Source organism: Flagellimonas lutimaris (assembly GCF_003581615.1).
GTDB classification, from domain to species: Bacteria; Bacteroidota; Bacteroidia; order Flavobacteriales; family Flavobacteriaceae; genus Flagellimonas; species Flagellimonas lutimaris.
Genome location: NZ_QXFH01000060.1, coordinates 25,401 through 36,188, shown reverse-complemented (window position 1 = coordinate 36,188; position 10,788 = coordinate 25,401). Strand labels below are relative to the sequence as shown.

11 protein-coding genes are annotated in these 10,788 nt (G+C 40.8%); 5 read left to right on the top strand and 6 right to left on the bottom strand.

The window, feature by feature from the left end; genetic code table 11:
- Position 1 precedes the first annotated feature (1 nt).
- The 3 genes from D2V08_RS01675 to D2V08_RS01665 form a co-directional block, all read right to left on the bottom strand.
- The gene (locus D2V08_RS01675) at positions 2 to 712 is read right to left on the bottom strand and encodes a DUF4386 domain-containing protein (RefSeq protein WP_119606395.1); all 711 of its coding nucleotides are present in this window, start codon (positions 710 to 712) and stop codon (positions 2 to 4) included.
- Positions 713 to 1,003: 291 nt separating this feature from the next.
- Positions 1,004 to 1,450, bottom strand: coding sequence for a nuclear transport factor 2 family protein (locus D2V08_RS01670; protein WP_119606394.1), 447 nt, complete (start codon positions 1,448 to 1,450; stop codon positions 1,004 to 1,006).
- A 74-nt stretch (positions 1,451 to 1,524) separates the two neighbouring features.
- Positions 1,525 to 2,097: a Crp/Fnr family transcriptional regulator gene (locus D2V08_RS01665; RefSeq protein WP_119606393.1), complete on the bottom strand. Its 573-nt coding sequence runs from the start codon at positions 2,095 to 2,097 to the stop codon at positions 1,525 to 1,527.
- A 262-nt stretch (positions 2,098 to 2,359) separates the two neighbouring features.
- Between D2V08_RS01665 and D2V08_RS01660 the strand changes: the two genes are divergently transcribed.
- From D2V08_RS01660 to D2V08_RS01645, 4 genes are all read left to right on the top strand, one after another.
- Entirely contained in the window at positions 2,360 to 2,935 is a 576-nt protein-coding gene (locus D2V08_RS01660) for a Crp/Fnr family transcriptional regulator (protein ID WP_182835462.1), read from the top strand.
- 71 nt (positions 2,936 to 3,006) lie between these two features.
- The gene (locus D2V08_RS01655) at positions 3,007 to 3,477 is read left to right on the top strand and encodes an SRPBCC family protein (protein WP_147374045.1); all 471 of its coding nucleotides are present in this window, start codon (positions 3,007 to 3,009) and stop codon (positions 3,475 to 3,477) included.
- Positions 3,478 to 3,856: 379 nt separating this feature from the next.
- Positions 3,857 to 4,519: a porin family protein gene (locus D2V08_RS01650; RefSeq protein WP_119606390.1), complete on the top strand. Its 663-nt coding sequence runs from the start codon at positions 3,857 to 3,859 to the stop codon at positions 4,517 to 4,519.
- 395 nt (positions 4,520 to 4,914) lie between these two features.
- Positions 4,915 to 5,778, top strand: a complete 864-nt coding sequence (locus D2V08_RS01645) for a glycoside hydrolase family 16 protein (protein ID WP_119606389.1) — start codon at positions 4,915 to 4,917, stop codon at positions 5,776 to 5,778.
- Positions 5,779 to 6,479: 701 nt separating this feature from the next.
- Here D2V08_RS01645 and D2V08_RS01640 read toward each other — a convergent pair.
- Genes D2V08_RS01640 through D2V08_RS01630 form a run of 3 tightly spaced genes read right to left on the bottom strand, consistent with a single transcriptional unit; the run spans position 6,480 to position 10,104 of the window.
- Positions 6,480 to 8,057, bottom strand: coding sequence for a serine hydrolase domain-containing protein (locus D2V08_RS01640; RefSeq protein WP_119606388.1), 1,578 nt, complete (start codon positions 8,055 to 8,057; stop codon positions 6,480 to 6,482).
- A 14-nt stretch (positions 8,058 to 8,071) separates the two neighbouring features.
- On the bottom strand, positions 8,072 to 8,521 hold the full coding sequence (locus D2V08_RS01635; protein ID WP_119606387.1) for a MarR family winged helix-turn-helix transcriptional regulator: 450 nt from the start codon (positions 8,519 to 8,521) through the stop codon (positions 8,072 to 8,074).
- Between the two features lie 50 nt (positions 8,522 to 8,571).
- Complete coding sequence (locus D2V08_RS01630; protein WP_119606386.1) at positions 8,572 to 10,104, bottom strand: serine hydrolase domain-containing protein; 1,533 nt, start codon at positions 10,102 to 10,104, stop codon at positions 8,572 to 8,574.
- Positions 10,105 to 10,204: 100 nt separating this feature from the next.
- Between D2V08_RS01630 and D2V08_RS01625 the strand changes: the two genes are divergently transcribed.
- The gene (locus D2V08_RS01625) at positions 10,205 to 10,723 is read left to right on the top strand and encodes a MarR family winged helix-turn-helix transcriptional regulator (protein ID WP_119606385.1); all 519 of its coding nucleotides are present in this window, start codon (positions 10,205 to 10,207) and stop codon (positions 10,721 to 10,723) included.
- Positions 10,724 to 10,788: the final 65 nt, after the last annotated feature.

Sequence of the window (10,788 nt, the reverse complement as noted above, 5' to 3'; positions counted from 1 at the left end):
CTTAAAACTTGATGTTTTCCTTTGTTCCGAATGTCAACAGCCAAATGCACATGCCTATTTCCCCGATGGCGGCGGGGAGTATAAGAAGGTTGGTGTCCACGAAATCGTAATAATTCTGGAACAGGGTTCCCCCGATGATATCCAATACATAGGTGATGCACCCCAACATGAGGGCCACGCCCAGAAATTTAGGAAGAAAACCGGACTTAAAGGCCAATAGCCCAAAAGGGAACAGCCAAAGGCCCCAATAGGTCTGACAAAGGAAGAAACCATTGTACAGGCTTTCAAAAGAACCCAGTACGCGAAGATCCATTGCTGCCTGTTGGGCGCTATCCAAGGCCGCATAATCCTTGAAGAGTGAGATTAGTTCATACTGGTCCAAGAGAATGGTGAAGGAAATCGGGACGCTGACAAGGGCGAATACCACCATGAGCATCGCATAGTGCTTGTTGATGTGCCCCAGTAGCTTATGCAGTGTCAGTGGAAGGAGTATAAAACTGATATGTACGGCGACCCCTGCCAATATGTACAGCCTAAAGGGCATTTCGTTGTCCAAGAAGTTTTCCATGGTGGCCTGTGGATCGTCCCAGGCCGCTATCTTACCGGGAAGGTATTGCATGTAATAGATGCTCAATAGTACATTGAACAAATAATAGAGACCGGCCAACCGAGCTGTTTTCTTTCTTGATTTCACTTGTATTGTGGTTTCCATATGATTGTTTTTTAGTCAGACGAGCGATGGTGTTATTTGTTACGTTGTACCATCAATAACATGTCCTACTCCTTACGGAAGAGGAAGGCAAACAATGGATATTCAATGTATTAAATAAATGCTTTGAATGAATCAGTGGGCGGAATTTGGTTCAAAAAGTACCCGCGAAGTTCAATTTGGCCCATTGAATCACATTTGCATTTGATCACAGGTAATTGAATTATGGTTGTAATAGAAGAAGCCCGGTATTTTGCCGGACTTCTTGTAGCTTGGGGTCAATGAAAAATTGTTTCAATTCTCACTGTTTTCATAAAGGGCCCTCCATTTGGTCGCATCATAGATCAATTTTGATGCGACAATCTTACCTTTTTCTATTTTGAACCATTCGGTTGCTATATTTTGCTCCAATCCCGGCATTTCCGATTTGAAAATATATAGAGCTGCAACCCAATCCCCGTTTTCGGCGACCTCAAGAACTTCAACTCCGGTCAGGACTTGTCCTATTTGTTGGGCGAGTTCAATGAAATCCGATTTTGAGTTCAATTCTACCATAGGGTTTGAGAACTTGTAATCATCTGCCAGTAGTTCCATGGACTGTTGAATGGCCGCAGTGTCGTTAAAGCCATTTAAAAAGGTTCTGACTGTTTCCGTTTTTGTCATGATTTTTGATTTTTGGGCATAGGTCATGCTTGATAATACACCCACTGTCAACATTAGGGCGATTTTTAATTTTCTCATGTGTTACAATTTATTTTACAAAATTCAGTGGAATCATTGTAACCTATCTTGGTGTATACCAAGAAACCAATCGCTTAAACCTTTATAGAGTTCATGAGTTTACTAAAGTTGGTGGGGTCTATTCGAAGGTAAGATGCAATATCCTTGTGAGGGATTAGATTCAATAGGCGAGAGCTTCTGGAAGTAAATGCCCTAAAACGTTCTTCCATGCTTAGGGCCATGATTTCATGTTGCCTTTGTATTACACCATCAAGAAAGATTTCGAGGATTTTTCGAAAAAGCGTTTCAATTTCGCGGTGTTCTTGAAGAAACCCATAATGCAGGTCGAAGGGAATCCGAACCATGTTACTGTCCGTAACGGTTTCTAGATAGTATCTGGAAGGGCGTTGTAAGAAAAAGGACTCTGGAATGCCACTTATGGAAGGTCCATGGGCAAATGCAATGACATGTTCCTTTCCATTGTGCAAAAAATAGGACTTTTGGACACCTTCAAGGACAAAATATAAATACTTCTCTGTCTGGCCCGGAACGGTCAAGGTCTGTTTTTTTGATGCGTTGTAGGGTTTCCATTTGGCTGCATATTTTTGGACAATACCCTCTGGGGCCTCATGGAAGGCACTTAAATACTTAATCAATTGGGTCGACATGGTAAATTGAAATCTGTGTGCGAATGTATGCTTTTTCTTTCTGAGCGGAATAAACCGGATTGTTTTAAAGAGAGAATAAGTGTTCCTATGGGTCATTTTGGATTACGATCTCTAGGATTGGAATAATTGTTTAATTCCCATATTGCCTCTTATGATATTTATTAGGACGGTTATGTTATTTTTGGACAAAAAATCAATACTGTCATCAATATTGCGATGGATAATGTTGTCTTGAACGCGGACAACGATGAACATGTCAAATATGAAAGATAACAAATTTCAACTTTATCTAGCTTCGTCGACCTTATTGGACGATTCGGATATAGATGCCCTTGTGCAAATTGCAAAACCCAGATTTCTTGAAAAGGGAGCCTATTTGATAAGGGAATCTCAAATTGTCGATGAAATTGGTTTTGTGGTCGACGGATTTCTTCATAGCTACTATTTGGACCATAACCAAGAGGAAAAGACCTACTGTTTGGTTTTTCCATCTGAGTTTGTAACGGCATATTCCTCTTTTTTGACAGGTCAGCATTCCAATATTTATGTTCGTGCACTGAACCAAGTTTCATTGAATGTGATATCTAAAGTTGATTTGTTAAGGTTAATGGAAACTAGACCGAATCTCAAAAATATGTTCCATTCCTTGACAGAGGCCTATCTGGTAAAATTAGAGAACAGGTTCTTTCAATTTCAAAAGGATTATGCTAAAACAAGGTACAATGAACTTTTAAATGAACATCCTGAGTTTATACGGCATATACCTCTTAAGTTACTTGCTTCCTATTTGGGAATAACCCCAAGACATTTGAGTCGGATCAGGAGGATTCTTGATTAATGGACAAATGTCCACCTCCTCGTTCTTTACTTTTTCCTTGTTTTGTGCCTTGTAACAAAAAATCAATAAGAATGGAAAACAAAATAGATATGGCAACGCTACTAACGGAACAGGAAATGGCCATTAATGCAGATATCGAATCAGTTTATGGGTTTATTTCAAATATGGAGAATTTCAAACTTTGGTTTCCGGAAGTGTCGGATATTGCATCAGATAATGATATGGAGCACGGAACGGTAGGAAAGACATATGTTGAGAAAGTGTATCTGCCACCAAATGGAGAGCAACGTCTCAAAATCGAGGTCAAAAAAGTCGCCCCACCTGTTCTATATATGACTGAAAGCAAATATGAACCGTTGTTGCCCAGGATGACAATTACATTGATGAGTAAAATGGATGTAACCAGTGTCAATTGGAAAATGCACAGTAGGAACAATGACCCCGATTTCCTTGAAGAGCAATTGCCCAACTTCAAAAGCATCATAGCAGAGCGTGCCAATGTGGGGATTTTAAAGCTTAAACAACTGTTTGAGAAGAAATAGGCATTGGTGCCCTGAAATGATATTCAATTTCATCGAACGATTGCAATGGATCTGAAAAGCCGGTTATTGGTACTTTATGGATTCATGGGACTTGGTCTTCTATAGTTCCCCTGGAAACTTTACCAGGGATGTTCAGGATTCTTTTGGGAAAATTGGACCAATTTCAAAGAAATCTGAACTTTTTTGATGTGGTTGGAGGATGAAACGCGCATTAATTTTGCCAATAAAAAAATCACGGGTTGTCCACCAAACACCTTGAATTCTAATCTATTGCATCTTTAGGCGTTGTTATTAAAGGTTCAACAGGGTTCAAGCATTTCCAAAACAGATACCGTTTTGGGAAATCCAATTAATCATCAAATCAAAGAACAACATCGTCATGAAAAAATTAATTCTTGCCATATTCGTCATCGGAATAAGCTGGAGTACCTATTCCCAAGAATCCTACATGAACCTACTTCTCAATTATACGCCGACTAAATTCAATTTTGGGAAGGACAATTCGAGTGTAAAGGATTTTCGTAATGGTCTGCGTGGTTTTCAAGGAGGGTTCAGTTTTCAATTGGGAGTGAACCGACATCTTTCATTGGTTCCCGAGTTGTATTATTTTAGAAAGGGAGTGGAATTGGAGGATGGAAACCCCTTGACGGCCAACGAAACGAAGGTGAAACTGAACACGATAGAGCTTCCCGTTCTTTTGAGATATCATTTTCTTGGATTTTTTCTGAATGCTGGTCCCTCTTTCGCGGTGAATGTTTCCGGTAAAATGGAATGGAAGGATAATGATTTGGCCCAAGAACGTAGCATGAAGTTAAGGTTTGATGGTTCGCCCAATGCATTTAAGAGGTGGGACCTAGGCATCCAAATGGGGTTGGGGAAGGAATTCAAGTTGAAAAATAGATCGCGAATCTCGATTGAGGGCAGATACCACTATGGATTGACCGATATAGCCAATCCATATGAAGCGTATAACCGTTACTTTTATGTAAACGTGCTTTTTTCAAAGGCATGGAAGAAGAATCCATTGTCCGATGGCAAATGATCGGCTCCCTTGTTTAACTTGTCCTTTTGTTGATTTCAAAACCTTGCTGTTTCTTGATCAATCATTTTGATAATTTTAAAATAGTAAATCAGGGCCAACTGCAATTTGAACAAGAAAAGGGTACGACAAAATAGGTGAATGATTACGTGGTTATGATAGTAATGTTGGGTTATGGTATTTCATGAGCGAACAGGCTAAAGTTGATAGGGACAGATGTTGGGCGTTGAACAATGCAGAAGAAGATTTGCAATGAATGATACCCTTAACCCAATTTTTGTGGGAAATATTTACACCTTTATAGTAACGCACATGGGTATTGGAGTATCAGGGAATGGATGGGGGTAGCCCTTTAGTATATATGTAAATGATTAATGTAAAACATAATTGGATTTAAAATGAGGAAAATTGGTTTTTATGTGATGACGAGAACATCGGCAATGTATTTATTGCTAGTTATGGCAGTGGCTTTGTCCGGGAATAATTATAGGGTTAGTGCACAACAGCATGATAAAAGTCAGGACAGTTTGATTTGGCATGACGAATTCAATGAAGATGGACCCATTGATTCGGAAAAATGGCACCATCAGACCCAACTGCCCCCAGGAGGGAATTGGTGGGGCGGACTCGTGCAACATTATACCGATCGCATTGACAATTCATTTGTTGCGGATGGTTACTTGAATCTAGTGGCAAAGAAAGAACCTTTTACGGATCAGGGTATTCAAAAACAATACACATCGGTGCGGTTGAATTCAAAATTTGCCTTTACCTATGGCAGGGTGGAAATTCGGGCCAAAATGCCAAAAGGCAAGGGTACATGGCCAGCGATTTGGCTGTTGAGCAAGAATATTGATGAAGATGGGGCCTATTGGGACAACCAGGGGTATGGCGAGGTGAAATGGCCTAAATGTGGTGAGATAGATATTGTGGAACATTGGGGCAAAAACCAAGATTATGTTTCAAGTGCTTTACATAATGCTTCGAGTTATGGCGATGAAGTAATCAACGTGGGAGGTCAACATGTAGTGGACGTTTCGGAGAAGTTTCATGTTTATACCTTGGAATGGACCAAGGACAAGATGGTTTTTGGGGTTGATGGGAAGGAACATCTCGTATATGAACCCAAAGTAAAAAATGCTGAGACCTGGCCGTACGATTCCGATTATTATCTGATCTTGAATATTGCCATAGAGTCTATCATCGATCCTTCATTTGATGAAAGTTCTTTGTTGGTGGATTACATACGAGTTTATCAATAACTTCCAAAAGCAGCTTGTTTTTTTCTATGAAATTTAATCTCCCTTATCTTCAAATTTTCATGAACCGATTTATTCGAATTACCAATTAGTAAGGTTCATATAATTTCTGAAATTTATTCTTTGGAGATAATTGGCTTTCATTTGTAAAATTGGTCTCAATCTTAGATTTGCCTCATTTGCTGTGAGCCAGTATTGCGATACGTTTTTCTCCTATATTGCGAAATATGTGAAGTTATCGGAAGCAGCTAATTACATCAAAAAAAGATTTGAACCTGTTTATTTTAGAAAGCGTGGTGTTTAACTGAGGGTAAATGGGACTCCCAATTATCACGATTTTATAGTTTTCGGTTACCTGAGAAGCTTTTATCCGGGATTTACTCCATTTGATATGACATTGCAAAAAAAGCATGTTTACTGTTTGAATTAGTTTTGAAAACATGTCAAAACCAAAAAGAGAGTAAATAACTGAGTTCGCGCAAAAGGATATCGAATTGAGCTATGAAAGGGTCAATACCGTAGAGTTATGTATGGAACCGGACCTGAACCTGAATCTGAATCCCTTTGTAATGGGGCACTGTAGTTTTACATTAATGAAGGGACACGGATATGGATGCTGATTTTCCAATACCTGGGTCCCCTTATTTTTCTACACTGTTTATGTGGTGAAGATAGCGTGGAAGTCCTTTCTGATGCTCCCTGTCCTATCTCTCGTTGACCATTGTGGTTTTGGTAAAGTCCTCCCCTCTGTACTGGAGTCCGGTGATCCTGTTGTCCTTTTTTTGAAAACAAATCGATTCCCCCGATTGGGAAGCCAGCTGAACATACGTACAATCACTATCAGGGTGGGGAATGGCATTTCCCTTTAAATTACCACAGCTGATCACAAGCTTGTCTTGATGTTGTTTAATCTCCAAAGTACCCAGGTTCTCATTGGTGAATACACCGGTATAGTCACTTTTCGGTCGAGATAGGTTCCAAGCTGCCTCGGACAATTTTTGTTTTCTTTCGCCAAGGTACTTCTGGTATCGATGCAATAGGTCCGTAAGTTCTTCGTTTATTTTGGCCTCTTGGTCAAAGGTATCCATTTCGTTGTCTAAATACAGATGGTAGGTGAACTTGACAATTTGATTGATGAACTGCATTGCAAGTTCATGGTTGATAAATACAACAACGCCGATCTTTTTCTCCGGAATAAATGAAATATGTGCCCGATAACCTTCATAGGCACCGTAATGAACTACAAGATCCTCGTTCATGTGTTTGCCCAAAAGCCAACCGGAACCATATCCGTGGGCATCAAAAGCGTTACCGATCGTGTTTTTTGTATCTACTTGTTTTTTGTAGGTCCGTTCTATCAGCTCTTGGGAAAAGATTTGGCTCCCTTGATGACTTCCTTTGTTGATGTAAATGGTCAGGAATTTGGAGACGTCCTCCACGTTGCTTACCAATCCCCCGGCAGGATGCATCGTCTCATCTGTCTTTAATATCGGTGCCCGGTAAATACTATCGGGATGTCCCCCTAAATGGGGAAATGCATAGTTTTCCTTATCGAGAGCTGACATGTAGGCGGTGGTGTTGTCCATTTCCAATGGCTTGAGCACTTTTTCTTCCAATAGCTCTTTCCAACTTTTTCCTGTTTCCGCCTTCATAATGGCATCGAGAAAGTAATACCCGAGATTGGTATAGCTGAAAATTTTACCCTCTTCGCTCTTGACCGTTTCATCTTCGATCAATGACAGTATCGTGCTTGCATCATATTGACCGGAATAGGCGAGCCTGAAGGTCAGATAAGGATTGCTCAAACCACTTTGATGGGAAAGAAGATCCATAATGGTGACTTCCTCAAAGACAGTTTTGTCGTTGAAATTCTTAAAAGGGGCATACACCGTGATGTTTTCTGATAGCTTGAGAATACCCTCCTCTTCCAATAGGTTGGCAAGAAGCCCATTGAAGGATTTGGTACAGGAAGCTATATAAAAAGCCGTTTGATCATTGACCCGTGTTTCTTTTTCCATATCGGCATACCCTATGGATTTCATGAAAAGTGGACCGTTTTCATCCACCACGGCAACACTGACCCCTGGTATTATAGCGATTGCATCCTTGGATGATGCCACGAATTTCGAAAGTCGTTCGGTCTTCGCTGTGACCTTATAGGTGACCCTTTCATGTTGGGGTGTTACTCCCAAGTTTTTACAAGAGGAAACGCACAAGGTAGTAAGTAATAGATATAATGGTTTTTGGAATAGGGGGAGCCCCTTTTTAAAAATTGTGTTCATTTTGGATGTGTGAATTATTTTTGACAATTGTCGATGATTTTTTTAAGTAGTTGTTCCAAGATTTCCTGTTCACTTTTTGAAATGCCGGAGAGCGCTTTTTTTCTATTGGATGTGACCACTGCTCCGATTTCTTCCATACTTGAAGTTCCCTTTTTGGTAAGCTCTAACCTGAACTTTCGTCTATCGGTGTTGTCACTGCTTCTCGTTAGATAGTTCTTTTGTACCAGTGCGTCCACCATCCTTGTTATGGATGCTTCTTTCTTGAACAACAATTTGGCCAACTCCACTTGTGGGATATTGTTTTCATGGTGAAGGAACTGAAGTATCAATGCCTGGTCCACCGTCAGATCTTCATGAATCATTGAAATTTTGGATTGGGCAAACCTCCTATAGCTTTTTATGGCGCTTTCAATGAAATAAAAAATCGTCTTGGAGGGTACCGTATTAAAGGATGTCTCTTTCATGTATATATAATTGATGTGTTAAGTTGATGGTTAAAAAAATAGGATGCGCTTTATTTGTTGGTCAAACCTTTGTCCATTGGTTGTGGGCCCTCCAGTTTAACGAATACCTTGTCCCTAAAATGGATGCTCTGGACCATATCCTTTTCCAAATTGAAACAAATTGTCTTTTTTGAAGTGGTAATGAGTTCCACCAAGAAACAATCCCTGTCTTTGGCAGGTGAGGCCACACAGCTGAGGTTGCCGCTCGATATTTGAAATTCTCCCGCTGCATATGAAATACGAACCCTTCCATCATGTTTGTTGTAAAAAGTTCCCACATAGGATTCCTTCGGCAGGCTAAGGTTCCAATCTGGATTTCCCCATTTTTCTTCGTTCTGCTTTTCCGTTTTTTGTGCCTTTTTTAAACGGTGGCCCAAATCAGTGAGAAGACTATCCCCATGGTGCTCGAGATCAGTACTGTCGTCCAAATAGTGCTCGAATACATAGTTGCTTACCGCATTGAGTAGGGGCCTTCCCAATTCATGGTGATTGGTAAATATCGCAACACCCAGCTTTTTGTCGGGAAATAGGGTGATACTGGACTTAAAGCCGATATACCCTCCTTGGTGGTTTCTTATGTCATGTCCCTTAACCGAACCAAGAAGCCAACCCAGCCCATAGCCATGGGCGTTAAAGGCACCGATGGCATCTCCGGTGGGTGCCATTTTGGAATAACTGGTCTCGACTAGTTCCTCTGTATAGATCTGTTTGCCATCCAAAATACCTTTGTTGAGATAAAACTGCATAAACCGGGCAACGTCTTTGGCGTTCATAACCAGACCACCGGCGGCGTGCATGGTGGCATCTGTCTTTTTGGTGTCCGTTGGTCCCAAAGAAGTTGGCCAGGTCCCGGAAAAAGGTTGTGCCAATGCAGTTGGATCGTTTTTTGATATATAGGCAGTGGCATGCTCCATTTTTAGTGGGGCGAACACCTTTTCGTCGAGAAGATCTTGCCATTTGGATCCCAAGTGTTCCTCCAAGAGCACACTGAACAGGTAATAACCAAAATTGGTATATTGAAAGGTTTTACCCGTGTCCTTTTGAAATGTATCCTCTTCAATGATGCGAAGGATCTCCGTTTTTGTATACCTACCGCTATAGGCCAGTCTAAAGGATAGATAAGGGTTGTCGATCCCACTTTGGTGTGACAATAGGTCCCTGATCGTGATGTTTTGGAAAACCGTATGGTTCTCAAAATTCTTGAATGGTTCATATTGTGTGATCTCTTCATCCAGATCAAGAAGACCTTCCTCGTGTAGTATGTTGCCGAGCAGCCCCACAAATGGCTTTGTTGAGGAGGCAATATAAAAGTTGGTTTCCTCGGATACTTTAATATTGTTTTCTAAATCGGAATAACCGAATCCTTTGGCCAATAGGATGCCGCTGCTATCCACGATGGCTATGGCCACCCCAGGAACCACTTGGACACTGTCCATGGCCGCTTTGATGAAATGCGAGATCTGTTCCTGTTTTGGTGACTGGTGAGGTGCACAGGCCAGACCAAGGGTGACAATGGATATGCACAAGAACTTGTAAAATTTCATAATTGGATTTTTAATTTATCTTTACATTAAGATTCTTTTGCAAGAATACAACAAATATCTTTATATAAAGATATGCATATGTTAATTAAAATTATATGGTATGGATGAACAGTCACATGATATAGTGCAACAGTTGGCTGAGGAATGGGAAAGGGAACGTCCGGGATTGGATGTTTCACCAATGAAAATCGTGGGAAGGATATTGAGTTTGGGACGTATCCTTGAAAAAAGAATCGGGAAGGTGCTCCAATCCCATGGGATACATTATTCCGATTTGGATGTGCTGGCAACGTTACGAAGATCTGGAAGTCCCTATGCCTTGTCCCCCAAGGAACTTATGGAATCCGTATTGATTACTTCGGGGGCAATGACCGCTTTGCTCAATAGACTTGTCAAATTAGGATTGATTTATAGAATGCCCGATGCCAAGGATAGGCGTAGTACCTTGGCGTGTCTAACGGAAAAGGGAAAAGACTTGATCGATGAGGTCATCGTGGTTCGTTTTGAAGAGGCCGCCGACGCCATTGAAATGTTCAATGAAAAGGAGAAACGGGAATTGGCGCTGCTTCTTGCCAAAATGTCCAAAAACATTGCTTTGGAGTTTACCTTTGAAAATTAACATATTCCCACCGCATTTCAGGATGAATGTGCCAATCTCAATCTCTCTTTATAGGGCTACAAGGG

What these genes read in the sequence shown, in the direction of transcription:
- D2V08_RS01675 (WP_119606395.1), bottom strand. Translation starts at nt 712, where the DNA reads ATGGAAACCACAATACAAGTGAAATCAAGAAAGAAAACAGCTCGGTTG.
- D2V08_RS01670 (WP_119606394.1), bottom strand. Translation starts at nt 1,450, where the DNA reads ATGAGAAAATTAAAAATCGCCCTAATGTTGACAGTGGGTGTATTATCA.
- D2V08_RS01665 (WP_119606393.1), bottom strand. Translation starts at nt 2,097, where the DNA reads ATGTCGACCCAATTGATTAAGTATTTAAGTGCCTTCCATGAGGCCCCA.
- D2V08_RS01660 (WP_182835462.1), top strand. Translation starts at nt 2,360, where the DNA reads ATGAAAGATAACAAATTTCAACTTTATCTAGCTTCGTCGACCTTATTG.
- D2V08_RS01655 (WP_147374045.1), top strand. Translation starts at nt 3,007, where the DNA reads ATGGAAAACAAAATAGATATGGCAACGCTACTAACGGAACAGGAAATG.
- D2V08_RS01650 (WP_119606390.1), top strand. Translation starts at nt 3,857, where the DNA reads ATGAAAAAATTAATTCTTGCCATATTCGTCATCGGAATAAGCTGGAGT.
- D2V08_RS01645 (WP_119606389.1), top strand. Translation starts at nt 4,915, where the DNA reads ATGAGGAAAATTGGTTTTTATGTGATGACGAGAACATCGGCAATGTAT.
- D2V08_RS01640 (WP_119606388.1), bottom strand. Translation starts at nt 8,057, where the DNA reads ATGAACACAATTTTTAAAAAGGGGCTCCCCCTATTCCAAAAACCATTA.
- D2V08_RS01635 (WP_119606387.1), bottom strand. Translation starts at nt 8,521, where the DNA reads ATGAAAGAGACATCCTTTAATACGGTACCCTCCAAGACGATTTTTTAT.
- D2V08_RS01630 (WP_119606386.1), bottom strand. Translation starts at nt 10,104, where the DNA reads ATGAAATTTTACAAGTTCTTGTGCATATCCATTGTCACCCTTGGTCTG.
- D2V08_RS01625 (WP_119606385.1), top strand. Translation starts at nt 10,205, where the DNA reads ATGGATGAACAGTCACATGATATAGTGCAACAGTTGGCTGAGGAATGG.